Below are 17,363 nucleotides of genomic sequence, written 5' to 3' on the forward strand. Positions count from 1 at the left end.
GCATCTTGTGTTACTATTGAGTTTGTAAATTGAGAGGCCTCAGTTGTAAGATAAAATATATTACCTAAAAGAATAAAAATATATTGAAAAACAATAAAAGCAATGGTATCATATATAAATAAAGAGTGAAATATTGGTAAATCACTACTGGTTTGTTACTCTGTAAAAAGAAAGTAGTAATAGATATTTGTTACTATGATAGCTTTTGAAAAGGAGACAATTTATTGTGAAAATAAAGTTTATTTTACCAGCATTAGAAGAGGCAAAAAGTCCATATTGGAGGCCTATAAAATATTCACTGTTTCCTCCTTTAGGCTTGGCTACTTTAGCATCATTGTGTGATGACTCAGATGAAATAGAAGTAGTTGATGAACATATAGAAGAAATAAATTTAAATGATGAACCTGATTTAGTTTGTATTGAAAGTTATATAACTAATGCTAATAGAGCTTATGAAATTGCAGATTTTTATAGGAAAAGAGGAATAAAGGTTGCCATTGGTGGAATTCATGCAACATCATTACCTATAGAGGCTAAGAATCATGCAGATACTGTATTACTTGGTCTTGGAGAAAGAAGTTTTCCAGAGTTTTTAAAGGATTTTAAAGAGGGAAATATTAAGGAGTTTTATGAGCAGGGGGAAGTTTCATTAGATAATCTACCTCTGCCAAGAAGGGATTTATTTAAACAAGAGAAGTATTTAGTTCCAAATTCCATGGTCTTTTCAAGAGGGTGTCCTAATAAATGTTCCTTTTGTTATGTTAGTTCATTTTATAAGGGTGGAAAATCTTTTTTTGCATATAAAGTGGACAGGATATTAAAAGAAATTGAAAGCATGAAAGGGAGACATTTATATTTCCTTGATGATAATATATTTGCGGATAAAAAGTTATCAAGGCAAGTTTTCAAGGAAATGAGGGGAATGAATAGAGTTTTCCAAGGTGCAATAACTGTGGATTCTATTCTTCAAGATGATACAATTGATCTTGCGTATGAGGCTGGATTCAGGAGTGCTTTTATTGGGTTTGAGAGTATTAATAAACAGAACTTAATTCAAGCTAATAAAGGGTCTAACATAGGAAAAGATTATAGTAAAGCAATAAAAAAATTAGATGAATTAGGAATAATGATAAATGGAAGTTTTATTTTTGGACTGGATAGTGATACTTTAGATGTTTTTGATAGAACTACAGAATGGGCTATTAATAGTGGGATAACTACAGCAACTAATCATATTCTTACTCCGTATCCTGGTACGGGTATTTTTAGTAAAATGGATGAAGATAAGAGAATTATTACTAAGGATTGGAGACTATACGATACTAGGCATTTAGTATTTAATCACCCTCATATTACAAAAGAAGAAATGGAAAGTGGATATAATAGAGCTTATAAAGATTTTTATAGGTGGAGAAATATATATAAGGCATCAAAGGAACATGAAGAACTTAAAATGAGATTAAAACATTTCACCTATTCAGGGGCATGGAAAAAGTTTGAGCCAGTATGGAATTTTCTAATTAAGAATGAACTTCTTTCAAAGAGTAGAAGTACACTAGTAAGAACATTAAAGTAATTGAGTATTTAATGTAATAAGTAAATATCAACATGGATTAGCAATTATATATTAAAATGTAGCATAAAAGTTAAAAAGTTCCAATATTTTAATGTTGGAACTTTTATGGACTTCATGATAATATTTCAGTTACATATTATTACCAAGATTACAGTGTAATGTTAAGGAATTTTCAGAGAAAAGCCATAGTTGTGGATTTGTTGGATTGAATATCCACTTTTTGTCTTTTATATTGTAAGTTAGTGTTGCAGTAGTATCAATATGATGATGCATTGTCTCAACTATAACTTTTATAATGATTGAATCATCACCCTTTAATTTTTTTCTTATACGACCGCCACTTTCTAAATAGAACTTTATATCATTATTAAGTGACCAAGCCTGATTTTTATTACTAGAATTATAAATATTAATATCAAACATTTCATTCCTCGCCTCCTACATATGATTTATAATATCAATAACATTTAAAATTTAATCAAGGATATTACCCATTGTTGGTACAAGAGCACCTATAATCTTTGAGTTGTATTCCTTAGATTATGCTTTAATTGGAAATGTTCTATCATCATTATAATTAATAGGGTTCTTGGAATATTGAAAAAATAAAAGAACCCTATTAATTACAGGATAATATTGTTAATAAACAACTAAATTAGGATATTCCTATACGTGGATAATTATCTAAATTAATATTAGTACCTAATAAAAACTCTCCTGTAGGAAGTTTTGATTCAATATTAAGAATCTTATCTATTGTATTAAGGCAATCAGTATATAACTTTCCTTGTGCCTTATCTAGAGCTGCTTTAAATTTAGTATAATCACTAGTTTTAGTATCTAAGACTGATGCTTTTAATGCACTAACACGAGATTCAAAATTAAAATTAAAAGTTACATACTGTGTTTTTGAACAGTCATTTGTAAATTCAGTTTGAGTAGCACTAACAGAAATATAGTAGTATTTTACTTTAGGGAAATAGATCAAATCTTTTCCAGTATTAATACCTTCATGACATTGACTCATTAAAGCTACCTCAAAATTTTTTTCTTTTTTTTCCCAACATGTTCTTAGTGTCTTACCAACTCCTTTTATGAAGTTTGTAATATCTGTTATTAATGCTTCGGGAAAAGCAACTGCATCAAAAATCATCTTAAACACTTCTGTACTAAATTCAGCGACAGCCTGTTTACTACTATAATTTTCAGTTTTTATCTTAAAACCAGCTAATCCACCAGCATCAACTAAAATATTTTCCATAAGATGTGTAACAGATTTGCTCCATTGAGAGGTAGGGGGTATATCACCAGGTAAAACCGCTTCAGGATGATCTTTTAGGTATGTATATACCTGAATACGTAGTGAAGAATAAAAATTACATATTTTATCACATAACTCTCTTCCTGGCTTATATTCAGTACTTTTACCTATAATCTCATTTGTTAGATTTACAAATGAGATTAATCCGTCAGAATCGCTAAATTTGCTTTCATCCTCTTTTAGATTGTTGTGATTTAAAATTAAGTCTAGATGATTTATACTTTCCATAATGTAAATTCTCCTTATTTTTAAATTTGTTTTGTATATTTAGAGTGTTTGGTAAATATTCACTAAAAATATAATTTGTATAACTTACGTTAACTCCCTTTACATAGGTTTGTAAAAAACTATTACATCCCTTATTGGTTTAATTGAAAGGTTTTTATTAGGTTAACCCTGTTGTATCTACACGTGTAATTTACATTAATATTATAAGGTCAATTTATTTTCAATATACTATTTAGTCCGTGAAAGTAAAATATAAGCATTAAACATCATAATATGGGTTTAAACTGCAAATTACCAGCAAACGATTTTTTTAAAATCTTTTATATATTTCCTTCCTACGGGTAATGTTTTTGTGTATTTTTCTAATTTTAAATCAAAGGTATAATTATAAGATGGGATAATTTCTAACACTTTTTCAAGATTCACGATATAGCCTTTATGACATCTAAAGAAGTTACAATAGGGAAGTTTTTTTTCCCAGAATTGAAGTGAGTGTGGCACAGTATATATACAATTATCAACTGTAATGATTTTTATTTCATTGCTATGAGAATAAAAGTATAATATATTTTTTAAGTCAATAAGAAACTTTTTATTTTCTTTGGTAGCAATTATTTTTCTTAAAGGTAATAAATATGATACATCGCTATCAGTATTTATGACTGCTTGTATACCTTTATTTTTTAAAAAATTCTATTAGTTCATTTTCAATAGGTGTTTTAGAATTATAAATTATAGAATTCATATTTTGTTACTCTCCTTTATTTTAATTTTTTATTTTTTAAAATTTATGAATATTAGATTCTGTTATGAATAATGATTCATAATACGTAAAATTTATAGTAGAGTATAAGGTTTTATATTATGATATGTTAAAAAATATTAGTAAAAATGAGGGGAAATTATTTAACATTACATTTGCTTATTTCAATCATCTTATAAACATGGTATAGAAGATACGCTTACTGTGAAAAATAAATGTAAAATTATTCTATATTATAACCACAAAAATACTTACAAAACATTTTACTTATGCAGGTGCATAGAAAAAATTTGAGCCAGTATGGAATTTTCTAATTAAGAATGAACTTCTTTCAAAGAGTAGAAGTGCATTGGTAAGAACATTAAAGTAATTACTATTTAATTTAGGTGGTTTTATTTTTCAAAAAGTTGGGACTATTAATATTTAATGTATTATAATTAAATGGTATATATTTGTTAATTATTAATATAGATTGGAAATATATTTTCGTGGGTAAGATATAAAAATTTAAAGGGGTGTATAAGAATGAAAGCAGCGTTTCTAATAATTGATATGCAAAAGGGATGTTATGACTTTTGTAAATGTCCAAGAGAATTTGATGATGCAGTAGAGTATATAAATGAAGCAGCACGTATGTTTAGGGAAAAAGGATTGCCTGTTGTTAAAGTATTAGATATCGAAGTTGGAGATGGTCCTGGATCTGAGAAGTTTGAATTTGTTGATTCTATTAATGAGAGTACAAATGATATTGTTATACATAAAGAGTATAATAATGCATTTTTCAAGACAGAACTTCATGCAAAGCTTCAAGAACTTGGAGTTGAATTTGTTGTTATAAGTGGATTTGCAGCAGAGTATTGCGTATTATTTTCTTATAATGGAGCAAAAGAGATGGGATATGGAACATCATTACTTCAAAATGGTATTTCAGGAGTTGAATATGAAGAAGTGAAAAAAATGCAACTCTTAAGACCAGTAATTAGTCTTGAGGCATTAGAATATTTTTTAAAGTAAGAAAAGCTTAGTGCCTAGGCACTAAGCAATCCTCAGAACAAAAGCAGATAATCCAAAGCTTTGATTTGGTGTAAGTCACTTTGGCAGCGTGCTTATTTTGTTTTAGAACTATTGGATGAAATTTATGATATGAATTTAAGAGGCAAAAGCACTATTCTTTTAGGGATAGAAGCTTTTGCCTTTGCTATTAAATTCTTCTTAACTCCAAGAAATCTAACCTCAGAAGATTTACAGAACATAACTACAGTAGTTCTCTATATCCATCGTTTTTAAGTTATATCTCCATGGATTTCGTTATTTTGTTTTTCTGAATTTCAATGGAGTTTTTCCATAAGTCTTTTTAAACATTTTAGAAAAGTTTGCAGAATAATTATAACCAACTTTTTGAGATATTTCTTCAATACTTAAATCTGTGGTAGATAAGAGGTTTGCAGCAATATTCATTTTAATATGATTGGTGTATTCCCCAATGGACATATGATAATGCTTTGAAAATCCTGCTTTTAATTTTTGTTCGTTCAAAAATACCATCTTACTTAAAGTGCTAATATTAGGAGGGTTATTATAATTTTTTTCTAAAATATCATGGACTTTTTGAATAGCATGGATATCAGACGAGGTTAGTTTTATTATTCTGTTAGCACCAATATTAATATTTCCATAGTTAATTTGATTAGTAAAAGCATTCTCAGGTTTAGTGGACTCATTTATTAATATAGCTATGCACTCTAAAATTTTACTTTCTAGATAAATACTATTTAAGGAATTTTCATAAGTTAAACTTTGTAACTGATTAATAATATCTATAATTCCTAAGGGTAGATAAGTATAGGTATAATTTTTAATAAAAGAATCAAAATCCATTATCTTTGGAAAGTTAGGTTTTATTATTTCTTTAAAATAATTTTCGTATATAGTGATTTCAGTTCCATGAAAATGTTGTCCTTTTTTCCAATGCTGTTCACCTTTTAGATTTTTTTCAATGACAAAGAAGGATGAAGGGGTAAAGGATGAAACAGGATTATTTTCAATTTTAAATTCTGTAATTCCTTTATAAACTAAACCAAAACGCATTAAATATTCAGGATTATCAAAGTATATGGAAAAATCCTCAGGTATTGTATAGTCTGCAATACCTAAATTATAATAACCATCTCTTGAATAAGTAATTAAGTGGCCAAGTTCAGGCTTATTTTTATTTGTATATAAAGTATAGTTTTTACTTTCAATTTTACTAAAGCATAATTTATTTAAAACCACAGATTTAAATTCTTCACTAGATTTTACTATCATAAAAATCCTCCTTCTTATAAATAATATTATATATAATTTGTAATTAATCAAGGGAAAATACTTTATTTAGATGTAAAAATAATTAAATTAGGTGCAAATATTGTTATGATAATGATAATCATATACAATTAGCTTTGTTAATATAAGAATTTAATTATTGAAAGGAAGATATAGATGAAAAGAAAATCAGTATTAAAAGCAATTCTAGCTACCTGTATGACATCAATGATTTTAGTTGGTTGTTCAAATACTTCAACTGTAGAAGAAAAAAGTAAAACCGTTACAGTAACAGACGTTAGAGGAGAAGTTGAAATTCCAGAGAATCCTGAAAGAATAGTTGACTTAAGTGGTAATAGTGATATTTTATCAATTTTAGGATATAAGGTAATCGGAACTGCTAATAGTGATGCTTACGATTATACAAAATTCCCTACATATTTAGAAGAGACATTAAAAGGTGCAACTATATTAGGTTATAGCATGCAAGATACTATGGATGTTGAAGCAATAATGAACTTAGATCCAGACTTAATTGTCATATCAACAGTGCAAGAAAAAATGTATGATCAATTAAGTGAAATCGCTCCAACTGTAATGATTAAATTAGAAGCTTTAGACTGGAAGGAAGATGTTAAGTCTTTAGCAAAGGTATTTAATAAAGAAGAGGCTGCAAATACTTGGTTAGAAAATTACGATAAAAAGTCAAAAGAAGTTGGAGATAAGATTAAAGAAACTTATGGTAAAGATACAACTTATTTATCTTTCTTAGCTAGTGGTGGTCAATTCTATGTATTTGATGGAGCAGGTTTTGGTAATGTTTTATATGAAGATTTAGGATTAGCTAAACCTGAAGGTATGCCAGAACAAAATGATATAAGTTTACCAGTGGTAACCTATGAAGGATTAGCGTCAATAAAATCAGATTATATATTTGTGATTGCAACAGATGAAGATTTAAAAGTACTTGAAGAGAATGGGGTATGGAATAATTTACCTCAAGTAAAAGAAGGTAAAGTTGTTAAACTAGATTCTTCACCTTACTTTGTACAAGGCTATAGTTCAATAGGTAGACAAGTGCTTTTAGACGAAATAATGGAGATGTTAAATGAAACAAAATAATAAAAATACAATAACTTTTATAGTTTGTAGTATTTTTATTCTAATAATCGGTGTATTCCTAGCTATTAGTCTAGGAGTCACCAATATTGGAATATCAGAAGTTTGGAATAGTATTTTTAATTATAGTGAAACTATAGAACCTATGCTAATCAGAGATATGCGTATTCCTAGGGCCCTTACAGTGTTACTCACAGGGGGGATTTTGGGAGTGACAGGAGCTATGATTCAAGGAGTTACAAGAAATCCAATAGCAGAGCCGTCCATTCTTGGAGTAAGTCAAGGGGCAACTATGGTTATAGCTATATTTTATGCTGTTGGGATTACTATAAATACTACAAATGTTATGATAGCTTCATTAATTGGGGCAATCTTTAGTGGAATTATAGTGATGGGATTTACATCAAGAAAATCAAATAATAGATCTATAGCAAAAATACTTTTGGCAGGTACTGCTATGAGTACTTTCTTTATTTCTTTAACAACTATAATAGGACTTTTATCAAATAAATCTCAGTTTATTGCTTTTTGGGTTTCAGGAGGTTTCAGAAATGCAACCTGGGCAGATTTTAATTTAGTTGCAATAGTTGGAATCCTAGGTTTAATAATAGCTATTTTCCTATCAGAGAAAATAAATATTCTAAGCTTAGGGGATAATGTGGCAATTAGCCTTGGGCAAAATCCAGAAAAAATAAGACTAATAACTTTCCTTGTTATGATACCAATGTGTGCAGCGGCTGTGGCTGTTGGTAAAAATATAGCCTTTGTTGGACTTATAGTTCCACAAATAGTAAGAAAAATATTTGGAGAAGATTATAGAAAAAATATACCTTTTTCTTTCTTGTTAGGTGCAATACTATTAACTTATTCCGATATAGCTGCAAGAATGGTGTATAGTCCTTATGAAACCCCTATTGGAATTTTTACAGCCTTAATAGGTGTTCCATTCTTTATAGCTGTAGCAAGAAGGGAGCGTGGTTGATATGAAAAGAAAAAGATTTAAAATAATAATCTCAATGTTATTTATTTTATTACTTGCATCTTTAATTATGTATTTATGTTGGGGAACTTATAAAATATCACCTTTAGATAGTATAAAAACTTTATTAGGTCAAGGAACAAAACTTCAAAATGCAGCAATTTTAAATCTTAGACTCCCTAGAATGTTAGTTGGAATTTCTGTGGGTATTGCTTTATCTACAGCAGGAGCACTGTTGCAGACTATAACAAAAAATGATCTAGCAGATTCAGGGATAATTGGTATTAATGCTGGAGCAGCAGTGGCAGCAGTTATATTTGTTTCATTAAAAACTTTAAATTACTATAGTACACTTGGACCTCTATCTGTTTATGTATTACCATTTATGGCCATTATAGGTGCAGGAATTTCAGCCACTATAATTTACTTATTATCAAGTAGAAATGGAGTTAAACCAAAGAGATTACTACTTATAGGACTTGGCCTAAATGCGGGATTAAATGCTTTTATTACCTTCTTTACTTTTAGAGGTGGAGTTGGTGATTACAATAGAGTATTAATTTGGACATCTGGAAGCCTTTGGGGAGCAGGATGGAACTATGCAAAAGTAATTATTCCCTTAGTTACTTTAATGTTTATGGTTGTATTATTGGATTATAAAAAGTTAGATGCTCTTAATTTATCTGATGAACATGCAATTTCTCTTGGCTTAAACTTAAATAGGGAAAGAAAAAAGTTTTTATCCTATGCGGTTATTCTTGCTGGTGGAGCTACAGCTTTTGCAGGAAATGTAGGATTTATTGGATTAATATCTCCTCATATAGCAAGAAAGTTAGTTGGGCCCTATCATAAAAATTTCTTATGGGTATCTGGAATTATAAGTATAGTAATAGTTTTATTTGCTGATGCAGTTTCAAGAAACTTATTTTCTCCAATTGAAATACCTGTAGGAATCACAATTTCAATATTCGGAGTGCCATATTTTATTTATTTAATGATGAAGGAGAAATAGATGGAAGCTATTAGTGTAAAAAATTTATCAGTAGCCTATGAAGATAATGTCATAATAGATGATATGAATCTTTCCATTCCTAAGGGTAAGATAAGTATTATTATAGGGGCAAACGGATGCGGAAAATCAACTCTGCTAAAAACAATAGCAAGGGTAATAAAGCCTAAAAATGGAGATATCTTTATAAATGGAAAAGATATAAAAATACAAAAAGAGAAGTATATAGCAACACAAGTGGCCTTTCTACCTCAAGGCCCTGTGTGTCCAAGTGGAATTACTGTAAAAGAATTAGTTGCTTTTGGAAGATTTCCACATCAAAAACTCATAGGTGGACTTAAGGCTCATGATAAAGAAATTATTGATTGGGCAATAGAGGAGACAGGACTTACGGATTTTGCAGATAGAGAAATAGAAAATTTATCTGGAGGACAAAGACAAAGGGCTTGGATTGCAATGACCTTAGCACAAGAAACAGATATAATTATGCTAGATGAGCCAACCACTTATTTGGATATGTCTTATCAGCTTGAAGTATTACAAGTGTTAGAGAAATTAAATAAAGAAAAAAACATTACTATTATCATGGTGTTACATGAGTTAAATAATGCTTGTAGGTTTGCAAGTAATATTATCGGACTTAAAAAAGGCAAGGTTATTTGCCAAGGTACCCCTATGGAAGCTATAACTAAAGAAAACTTAAAAGAGATTTATGGAATTCATGGTAAGTTGCAATTAAGTGAAAATAAAAATTACCCTATATGCATAGATTATGAACTTATAGGGGGATAAAATGAAAAACAAAAACTTTACTATAGTGGTTACTGGACAGATAATATCTTTATTTGGAAATGCAATTCAAAGATTTTGTATGTCCTTATACATTTTAGATTTAACAGGAAGTGCCGCTATTTTTTCAAGGATATTGGCAATTTCAACTATTCCATACATATTATTTGCACCTATTGCAGGACTATTAGCTGATACAGTAAATAGAAAAAAGATAATGGTTTACCTTGATTTTTTCAGTGCTGGGTTAATGGCTATATATTCAATAATATTGATAAGTGGAAGAGATAATATCATAATAGTAGGAAGCATTATGTTCATGCTATCTACTATTTATACCTTATATAGTCCTTCTGTTACAGCTTGTATTCCACAAATAGTTGAAAAGGATAAACTAGCTACAGCTAATGGAATAATTCAACAAGTTGGTGCTATAGTAAATTTAGTTGGGCCTATAGTCGCAGGTTTATTATATAGTTTTATTGAGATAAAAACAATCGTAATAATAAATGCTATCAGCTTTTTTATTTCAGCTATTATAGAGCTATTTTTAGAAATTCCAGATTTGCAGTTAAAGGAAAAAATAAAAAAACCTATTTTACAATCTTTTAAGGAAATGAAAAAGAGTTTTATTTATCTAAAAGAAAAAAAGAAAATTGTCTTAGGAATTATAGTTTTTTATGGTTTAACTAATATTTTTGTAGTACCAATTCTAAGTGTTGTATCTCCTTATTTTATTAAAATAAAATTGAATATGCCTTCAGTTATATATGGTTTTGTAGAAGCAATATTTGTTATAGGAATGATGCTAGGAGGATTATTAATAACATTTAGACCTAAAATGTTTAAGATGAAACACATACACAAAACTATGTATCCTATGGTAGTAGCTATTGTAATTATAGGGATTTCCACTCATTTAACTAGAACAAATAAATTTATTGTTTTAGGATTTTATTCTATAGGAGGTCTTGGAATAATGTTATCACTAGCTTTATCTAACATTATATCTTTAACCTATATTCAACAAGAAATAAAAGAAGATATGCTAGGAAAGGTAAGTGCTTTTTCTACTGCTATTGCAACAGCAAGTGTTGCACCTGGTCAGTTAATATATGGACAACTTATAGATATTAATTTAAGCATTTACAATATCCTATTATTAACTTTAATTCTAAGTATAGGAGTAGTTTGGTTTATAAAATGGAATGTTAGGGAAATTTAAGATAAGGAATCTTCCTAGGGTGTTTATATATAAGGTTAACAAAACATAATCATATAAAAAATACACTAGTAATTTTATGTGATTTAGGCTTAAATAAATATATAGAGAAATATATATTAGGAGAGCGGTATGGTAAAAAGTAAAGAATTATTGTTAATGAGATATATATCATTTTGTATATTAACCTTTCAGTTGTTTGTAGAAGTTGAAAATAAGAGCATAGTAAGTCTAGTTTTTCTTCTATTATTTATTATAAATAATCATTTGAGAATGTTTTATTTAGAGAAAGAGAGAAGTGCTATCCTTTCAATAATAATAGAGTTAGTATTTATACCATTGGCACAACTGAACTTTGGAGGAACTATTATTTTTTACTTAATAGGGGTATCCATAGATTTATTCCCGTTGAAAAGTAAGATAGTTAAGTATGGATTAGGGCTTATAATTTTATTTATTGGAATTTATCCGAAGTTTAGTGGGCCTATTGAAGATGGCATTATTAATTTTGTTTTACTTGGAATCTTCTTTATTCTTTTAAGTTATATATCTAGACTTTTTAGTACAAAGGTTGAAGCACAGCAGCTTTATGATAAGCTTAGAGTTTCAGATGAAAAACTTATAGAAGCTAATAAGGAGCTTGAAGGGTATGTAGAATCTATTGAGGAATTAACTTTATTAAAGGAAAGAAATAGAATATCAAGGGAAATTCATGATAGTGTTGGACATACTTTATCTACTGCTATGATTCAGTTATCGGCTATGGAAGCCATTGCAGAGAAGGAAAATAGTTCTATGAAGGATATGATAGGAAATTTAAGAGCTTTTATTAGTGAAAGTTTTCAAGATGTGAAGAGAGCTGTAAGGGAGTTAAAGCCCGATGAATATGATAACTATCAAGGAATTTTAAGACTTCAAGATGTATGTAAAAACTTTGAGAGAATGTCTGGAGTAGAAGTTAAGGTCATTATATCAAAGGGTGATTGGAATTTATCAACTAAGCAGATTAATCATTTATATAGAATGATTCAAGAGATTTTATCAAATTCTTTAAAGCATGGTAAAGCAACTATAGTTAAGGTTATTATGAATTTTACAGAAGATGAATTTGTAATATCCTTTAGTGACAATGGCGTGGGAACAGATAAAATTGTGGAAAGTGGACTCGGACTTAAAAGTATAAGGGAAAGAGTAGCGGAGATAGAGGGTATAGTTCATATGAAGTCTAGCAAAGACAATGGTTTTTTTGTTAAGGTTATAGTTCCAAGGGAAGTGGAGGTGTAGGAATGGAAAAGATTAAACTTTTAATTGTAGATGATGAGAAATTAATAAGAGAAGGCTTGAAAGTAATGCTTTCAGTTTATGAGGATATTGAAGTTGTTGGGATAGCTGAAAATGGTTATAAGGCTTTGGAAGTTTGCAAAACCACTGATGTTGATGTTGTTCTTATGGATATAAGAATGAAAACTTGTGATGGGGTTATGGGGACAAGACTTATTAAGGAACAGTTTACAAAGATAAAGGTTATAATTCTTACTACCTTTAAGGATAAGGAGTATATAAGAGAAGCCATGAGGTATGGGGCTTTTGGTTATATGCTTAAGGATAGCTCCCATGATGTAATTTATGAAGGTATAAAAATGGCTTATAAAGGTAATATGGTAGTTCATCCTGATGTGGCCATAGAAATGATGGGAAGTAATGGAGTAATTAAAAGTGATATAGATAAGTATGGACTTTTGGAGAAAGAGCTTAAGATAATAGAAGCAATAGCTAAAGGATTAACTAATAAAGAGATTTCAGAAGAGTTGTTTTTATCAGAAGGAACAATAAAAAATAATATAACCAATATACTATCAAAGTTGAAGCTTAGAGATAGGACGCAGATTGCAATTTTTGCTTTTAAAAATGGAATAGTGACTTAAGTCATTTATGTAGTGACCTTAAGTTATGGCCATCCCCCTGGAAATATCTTATTATAATAGTAAGATAAGTCTAGGGGGTAATTTTATGAGTATTATAGAAGTAAAAAACATCAGTAAAAGATTTAATGATAAGTTAGTTTTAGATAATATTAGCTATGAAGTAAAAGAAGGGGAGATATTTGGCTTTATTGGACCTAATGGAGCGGGTAAGTCAACTTTAATAAATATTATGACAAGCTTATTAACACCAGATAGTGGGACTATTGAAATATGTGGATATGATATTTTAAGGGAGCCGATTAAGGCAAAGGAATGTATGGGATATGTTCCACAGGAGTTAGCTCTAATGGAGGACCTTAATGCCTATGATAATTTAGAGTTCTTTGGAGCTTTATATGGATTAAAGGGGAAACTTTTGAAGGAAAGAATAGCAGAGGCTCTTAAAGTAACTGGATTAGAGGAAACTAAAAAGCAAAAGGTTAAGAAGTTTTCAGGTGGAATGAAAAGAAGACTAAATATTGCAGTATCAATTCTCCACCATCCAAAAGTTTTAATATTGGATGAGCCTACCGTTGGCGTAGATCCGCAATCAAGAAATCATATATTTTCTTTCATAAAAAATATATGTAAGGATTGGGGTACTACAGTAATTTATACTTCACATTATATGGAGGAAATCGAGGAGCTTTGCAAGAGAGTATTTATAATTGATTTAGGCAAGGAAGTATCCTATGGAGATAGAGAAGAGATTAAGGCTTCAGTTTTCTCTAACAATAAGGTGATTATTGAAACTCAAGAGATAAGTGGAGAAACAATAATGAAGTTAAAGGATTTAGAGGGAATCGATAAGGTATCAGATAAGGATAATGTACTTAATTTAACTATTGATTCAAAGTTTAAGCTGGCTAGTGTGCTTTCATTATTAGAAAAAGAAACTGTTAATATAAAGAAGATTAGTTATGAAGAGGCAAAGCTTGAAGATGTATTTTTATCATTAACAGGAAAAACTTTAAGAGATTAGGGGGAAGAGCTATGAAGGCATTATATTATATAAAAACTACCCTTAAAGGTATGTTTGCAAATGGCGTAGTTACCATAGCAACTTTTATCTTATTTCCTATTTTACTTGCATGTTTTATGGCATTTTTTCATAATTTGGATGATGAAAATCCATTAAAGCTTAAGGCATTAAATGTTCAAATTGTTGATGAAGACAACACTGAAAATTCAAAAAGGCTTGTAGAACTTTTAGGCAGTGATGATTTGAAAGAGGTTGTAAATATAGTAGATAAAAAGCCAGATGTGGAACTAACAATAAAAGAAGGATATGAGAAAAATGTTTTATCTTTAAATAAGGGAGATATAATTATTAATAAAAAAGTAGAAGGCATGGGAATGTCCACTGACACCTTAAAGGTAATATTAGATAGATATCATCAAAGTTTATATGTATCTATAGCTGGTGGAGATATGGGGAATTTAAATAGAATTATGGAATCATCTATAGTTGAAGATATTACAATAGATACTATAAAAACCAATAATCCCTATGAAAAGATATCAGCATCCATGATTGGCTTTGTAATTACCATTCTTATATATACAATGATTCATGGTGGTTATGCAGATATTAGTGTAAATTTAGATAAAAGAATTAATGCAACTCCTATTACAAAATTACAATATCTTTTTTACGAGACTATGGCTTTGATAGTATATGTGTTTATAATAATCAGTGGATATGTAATTTTCTTTAGAGTAGCTGGATTAAGTTTTAAAGGAAATATTTTAGATTTAATATTATTAATATTAATGGGAACTATGCTAGTAGTATCTATGTCTAAAAGTATATCTACTATATTTGGGGCTAAGTATGGAAAAATAATTGGGACTATAATATTTACCTTACCTCTAATAAGTGGAGAGATATTTTCAGGTGAAGGTAATAAAATTGCGTTGCTAACACCAACACATTATTTAAATAATGCATTTAATTTATATAATTTAAATGGAAATTTAGAAGGCTGTGGGAAATGGATATTAATTATATTTGCAATGTCAATTATTATATACTCTGCAGCAATAATTAAAGCAGTAATTCAGGGGAGGAAAAAGGTATGCGCTTAATAAGATTAGTATTAATTAATATGAAAAGACAATTAAAAAGTCCATTTATGTTACTAATGACCTTGATATTTCCTGTTGTTATGATTTTAGTTATAAATGGTGGAGGTTTAAGTCACGGATCAGGAAGCATAGGAATTATAGATAAAAGTAATTCAAATCACTCTACTGAGGTTATTGAGAAATTGAGTGAAGAATATTCAATAAATACACTAGATGGAAAGGTAGAAGACAATTTCGATTTGCTTAGAGAAAATAAATTAGGTGCAATTTATGTTATAGAAGATAACTTTCAAGATTTATTAGATAATGGAGAGCTTCCTAAAATTCAGTGTTATAGTACAGAAGCAGCTAGTGGCTCAATAATGGCAGAAGATATTATAACAAACTATGTATCTGGAGTTGTTGAGGAAGAAGTAAGTGCGGGATTAAGCACAAATTCTACTACTGCAGTTATTGTAGATGAAGAAGTAGACAGTAAAGAGGATTATAAGATGACTATATTATTGATATGTTATTTTATGATGATAGGTGGTTCCGTTATTGCGGGAGAAATAATTAAACTTAGAGAGCAAAAGGTATTAAAAAGAACCATAGCAACTAGTAATTCAGATATAACTATTTTAGGTAGTTTATTTATTTCATCCTTTATAATTCAAGGAGTTTTAAGTTGCTCAGCTTTTATAATCTTAACACTTGTATTAAAGCTTCCTAACAACAATATTCCTCAAGGAATACTAATCATATTTCTAAGTAGTTTAGTTACAACATCTATTATTGTAGCAGTAACAAGATGGATTAGAAATGTAACCTTAGCAAGTCTATCTACAGTTGTTTTTGGAATAGCTGCCTTTGGTATGGGGATTTTTGGATCAGAGTTAGATAGCTTTGATAATGTTCCTGAAATAATAAGTAGAATCAGTGTAATATCACCATTTACATGGCTACTCAGAATAATAAATACAGGAAAAATTATTATTCCTATCTTAATCATATTTTTAATGTCTATTATGTTATTTACAGCAGGTAGCTTTAGGCTCAGGGAGTTTGTTAAAGAATAATGTGGATTTAATATTAGTAGCTTTCAATTTAGGTTGGGGCTACTATTTTTTTATGTGAATTTATTTCAGAGAAATATTAATTAAGTACGTATATATTTATTTAGAATAATCTAGATTTTTAATGGGCAAACTTAAATGGAATAAAAGTTACAAATTTTAAAAGAGGGTGTAAAAACTTTACACTAACCCAAATAGTAAAGGAGAATGATTATGAAAAGAAAAATTAAAATTATTGTAGCGTTAGCAATGATGGTATTTATTATACAAATGCCTTTAGTGGCAAGTGCACAGAGCATTTTACATATTCAAAGTGATACCATGAAAGAAATGGCAGAACCAAAGGACATAGTGGATATAGCTACAAGTGATGGCAGATTTAAAACTTTAACAGCAGCTTTAGAGGCAGCCGGATTAGTGGATACCCTAAAGAGTGAAGGTCCATTTACAGTGTTTGCACCTACAGATGACGCATTTTCAAAACTTCCAGCAGGAAAAATTGATGAGCTATTAAGACCAGAAAATAAAAATGTGCTTACAGATATTTTAACTTATCATGTTTTCAAAGGTAAAGCTACTGCTGCAGATGTTGCCAAATTAAATGGTAAGGAAATAACCATGGCAAATGGAAAAAATGCTAAAATAGAGGTTAAGGGTGATTCAGTATTTATTGATGGAGCGAAAGTTATAATTACTGATATTATGGCTAAAAATGGAGTTATACACGTAATTGATACTGTAATGATGCCTTAGTAGATGGATTATACAAACAGTTTAAATTAAGGTAAAAGATGCTAATCATCTTAGGATGAAGCATCTTTTTGCTTTTTATTTCATATTAAGATTGATAGCTTTAATTTGATATTTCAATAGTAAACAAAGACATAAGTATTTAATAAATAACATATTAGAATAAATAATTATTAAAAGTATAAACTAAAAAGAG

At 29.1% G+C, this 17,363-nt stretch carries 18 protein-coding genes; 14 read left to right on the top strand and 4 right to left on the bottom strand.

What is annotated here, in order from left to right:
* The first annotated feature begins 226 nt into the window (after positions 1 to 226).
* Positions 227 to 1,576 carry a B12-binding domain-containing radical SAM protein gene (locus tag B3B03_RS09815; RefSeq protein WP_346877198.1) on the top strand — a complete coding sequence of 450 codons (1,350 nt, stop codon included), beginning with the start codon at positions 227 to 229 and terminating at the stop codon, positions 1,574 to 1,576.
* A gap of 129 nt (positions 1,577 to 1,705) precedes the next feature.
* Here B3B03_RS09815 and B3B03_RS09820 read toward each other — a convergent pair whose 3' ends face one another.
* The 3 genes from B3B03_RS09820 to B3B03_RS18060 form a co-directional block, all read right to left on the bottom strand.
* A complete protein-coding gene (locus tag B3B03_RS09820) occupies positions 1,706 to 1,999 on the bottom strand; it encodes a hypothetical protein (protein WP_346877199.1) in 294 nt (97 codons plus the stop codon).
* Positions 2,000 to 2,231: 232 nt separating this feature from the next.
* The gene (locus B3B03_RS09825; protein WP_346877200.1) at positions 2,232 to 3,125 is read right to left on the bottom strand and encodes a hypothetical protein; all 894 of its coding nucleotides are present in this window, start codon (positions 3,123 to 3,125) and stop codon (positions 2,232 to 2,234) included.
* A 291-nt stretch (positions 3,126 to 3,416) separates the two neighbouring features.
* Positions 3,417 to 3,797: a LytTR family DNA-binding domain-containing protein gene (locus tag B3B03_RS18060; protein ID WP_414632754.1), complete on the bottom strand. Its 381-nt coding sequence runs from the start codon at positions 3,795 to 3,797 to the stop codon at positions 3,417 to 3,419.
* Between the two features lie 616 nt (positions 3,798 to 4,413).
* Here B3B03_RS18060 and B3B03_RS09830 point away from each other — a divergent pair.
* Both B3B03_RS09830 and B3B03_RS09835 read left to right on the top strand, forming a co-directional pair.
* Positions 4,414 to 4,902, top strand: a complete 489-nt coding sequence (locus B3B03_RS09830; protein WP_346877201.1) for a cysteine hydrolase family protein — start codon at positions 4,414 to 4,416, stop codon at positions 4,900 to 4,902.
* Positions 4,903 to 4,962: 60 nt separating this feature from the next.
* Positions 4,963 to 5,175, top strand: coding sequence for a hypothetical protein (locus tag B3B03_RS09835; RefSeq protein WP_346877202.1), 213 nt, complete (start codon positions 4,963 to 4,965; stop codon positions 5,173 to 5,175).
* Between the two features lie 21 nt (positions 5,176 to 5,196).
* On the opposite strand, the gene B3B03_RS09840 is transcribed toward B3B03_RS09835, so the two are convergent.
* The gene (locus B3B03_RS09840; RefSeq protein ID WP_346877203.1) at positions 5,197 to 6,195 is read right to left on the bottom strand and encodes an AraC family transcriptional regulator; all 999 of its coding nucleotides are present in this window, start codon (positions 6,193 to 6,195) and stop codon (positions 5,197 to 5,199) included.
* 174 nt (positions 6,196 to 6,369) lie between these two features.
* On the opposite strand from B3B03_RS09840, the gene B3B03_RS09845 reads away from it, so the two are divergent.
* The 11 genes from B3B03_RS09845 (at position 6,370) to B3B03_RS09895 (ending at position 17,170) form a co-directional block, all read left to right on the top strand.
* Complete coding sequence (locus B3B03_RS09845; protein ID WP_346877204.1) at positions 6,370 to 7,314, top strand: ABC transporter substrate-binding protein; 945 nt, start codon at positions 6,370 to 6,372, stop codon at positions 7,312 to 7,314.
* Positions 7,301 to 8,293: an iron ABC transporter permease gene (locus B3B03_RS09850; protein WP_346877205.1), complete on the top strand. Its 993-nt coding sequence runs from the start codon at positions 7,301 to 7,303 to the stop codon at positions 8,291 to 8,293. Before B3B03_RS09845 ends, B3B03_RS09850 begins: the two co-directional genes overlap by 14 nt.
* A gap of 1 nt (position 8,294) precedes the next feature.
* Positions 8,295 to 9,302, top strand: a complete 1,008-nt coding sequence (locus tag B3B03_RS09855) for an iron ABC transporter permease (protein ID WP_346847246.1) — start codon at positions 8,295 to 8,297, stop codon at positions 9,300 to 9,302.
* The gene (locus tag B3B03_RS09860) at positions 9,303 to 10,091 is read left to right on the top strand and encodes an ABC transporter ATP-binding protein (RefSeq protein ID WP_346877206.1); all 789 of its coding nucleotides are present in this window, start codon (positions 9,303 to 9,305) and stop codon (positions 10,089 to 10,091) included. It abuts the gene before it with no gap.
* Position 10,092: 1 nt separating this feature from the next.
* Positions 10,093 to 11,313 carry an MFS transporter gene (locus B3B03_RS09865; protein ID WP_346877207.1) on the top strand — a complete coding sequence of 407 codons (1,221 nt, stop codon included), beginning with the start codon at positions 10,093 to 10,095 and terminating at the stop codon, positions 11,311 to 11,313.
* 129 nt (positions 11,314 to 11,442) lie between these two features.
* Positions 11,443 to 12,594 carry a sensor histidine kinase gene (locus B3B03_RS09870; RefSeq protein ID WP_346847249.1) on the top strand — a complete coding sequence of 384 codons (1,152 nt, stop codon included), beginning with the start codon at positions 11,443 to 11,445 and terminating at the stop codon, positions 12,592 to 12,594.
* 2 nt (positions 12,595 to 12,596) lie between these two features.
* Complete coding sequence (locus tag B3B03_RS09875) at positions 12,597 to 13,235, top strand: response regulator transcription factor (RefSeq protein WP_346847250.1); 639 nt, start codon at positions 12,597 to 12,599, stop codon at positions 13,233 to 13,235.
* A gap of 85 nt (positions 13,236 to 13,320) precedes the next feature.
* The gene (locus tag B3B03_RS09880) at positions 13,321 to 14,256 is read left to right on the top strand and encodes an ABC transporter ATP-binding protein (RefSeq protein ID WP_346877208.1); all 936 of its coding nucleotides are present in this window, start codon (positions 13,321 to 13,323) and stop codon (positions 14,254 to 14,256) included.
* 11 nt (positions 14,257 to 14,267) lie between these two features.
* Entirely contained in the window at positions 14,268 to 15,362 is a 1,095-nt protein-coding gene (locus B3B03_RS09885; RefSeq protein WP_346847252.1) for an ABC transporter permease, read from the top strand.
* Positions 15,353 to 16,420, top strand: coding sequence for an ABC transporter permease (locus B3B03_RS09890; protein ID WP_346847253.1), 1,068 nt, complete (start codon positions 15,353 to 15,355; stop codon positions 16,418 to 16,420). The genes B3B03_RS09885 and B3B03_RS09890 overlap by 10 nt, the downstream gene beginning before the upstream one ends.
* 318 nt (positions 16,421 to 16,738) lie before the next feature.
* Positions 16,739 to 17,170, top strand: coding sequence for a fasciclin domain-containing protein (locus tag B3B03_RS09895; RefSeq protein ID WP_414632084.1), 432 nt, complete (start codon positions 16,739 to 16,741; stop codon positions 17,168 to 17,170).
* Positions 17,171 to 17,363: the final 193 nt, after the last annotated feature.

The organism is Clostridium sp. UBA5712 (genome assembly GCF_002419845.1).
GTDB classification, from domain to species: domain Bacteria; phylum Bacillota; class Clostridia; order Clostridiales; family Clostridiaceae; genus Clostridium_J; species Clostridium_J sulfidigenes.

What these genes read in the sequence shown, in the direction of transcription:
- B3B03_RS09880 (WP_346877208.1), top strand. Translation starts at nt 13,321, where the DNA reads ATGAGTATTATAGAAGTAAAAAACATCAGTAAAAGATTTAATGATAAG.
- B3B03_RS09895 (WP_414632084.1), top strand. Translation starts at nt 16,739, where the DNA reads ATGAAAGAAATGGCAGAACCAAAGGACATAGTGGATATAGCTACAAGT.
- B3B03_RS09830 (WP_346877201.1), top strand. Translation starts at nt 4,414, where the DNA reads ATGAAAGCAGCGTTTCTAATAATTGATATGCAAAAGGGATGTTATGAC.
- B3B03_RS09890 (WP_346847253.1), top strand. Translation starts at nt 15,353, where the DNA reads ATGCGCTTAATAAGATTAGTATTAATTAATATGAAAAGACAATTAAAA.
- B3B03_RS09840 (WP_346877203.1), bottom strand. Translation starts at nt 6,195, where the DNA reads ATGATAGTAAAATCTAGTGAAGAATTTAAATCTGTGGTTTTAAATAAA.
- B3B03_RS09875 (WP_346847250.1), top strand. Translation starts at nt 12,597, where the DNA reads ATGGAAAAGATTAAACTTTTAATTGTAGATGATGAGAAATTAATAAGA.
- B3B03_RS09860 (WP_346877206.1), top strand. Translation starts at nt 9,303, where the DNA reads ATGGAAGCTATTAGTGTAAAAAATTTATCAGTAGCCTATGAAGATAAT.
- B3B03_RS09850 (WP_346877205.1), top strand. Translation starts at nt 7,301, where the DNA reads ATGAAACAAAATAATAAAAATACAATAACTTTTATAGTTTGTAGTATT.
- B3B03_RS09820 (WP_346877199.1), bottom strand. Translation starts at nt 1,999, where the DNA reads ATGTTTGATATTAATATTTATAATTCTAGTAATAAAAATCAGGCTTGG.
- B3B03_RS09845 (WP_346877204.1), top strand. Translation starts at nt 6,370, where the DNA reads ATGAAAAGAAAATCAGTATTAAAAGCAATTCTAGCTACCTGTATGACA.
- B3B03_RS09855 (WP_346847246.1), top strand. Translation starts at nt 8,295, where the DNA reads ATGAAAAGAAAAAGATTTAAAATAATAATCTCAATGTTATTTATTTTA.
- B3B03_RS09870 (WP_346847249.1), top strand. Translation starts at nt 11,443, where the DNA reads ATGGTAAAAAGTAAAGAATTATTGTTAATGAGATATATATCATTTTGT.
- B3B03_RS09885 (WP_346847252.1), top strand. Translation starts at nt 14,268, where the DNA reads ATGAAGGCATTATATTATATAAAAACTACCCTTAAAGGTATGTTTGCA.
- B3B03_RS09865 (WP_346877207.1), top strand. Translation starts at nt 10,093, where the DNA reads ATGAAAAACAAAAACTTTACTATAGTGGTTACTGGACAGATAATATCT.
- B3B03_RS09825 (WP_346877200.1), bottom strand. Translation starts at nt 3,125, where the DNA reads ATGGAAAGTATAAATCATCTAGACTTAATTTTAAATCACAACAATCTA.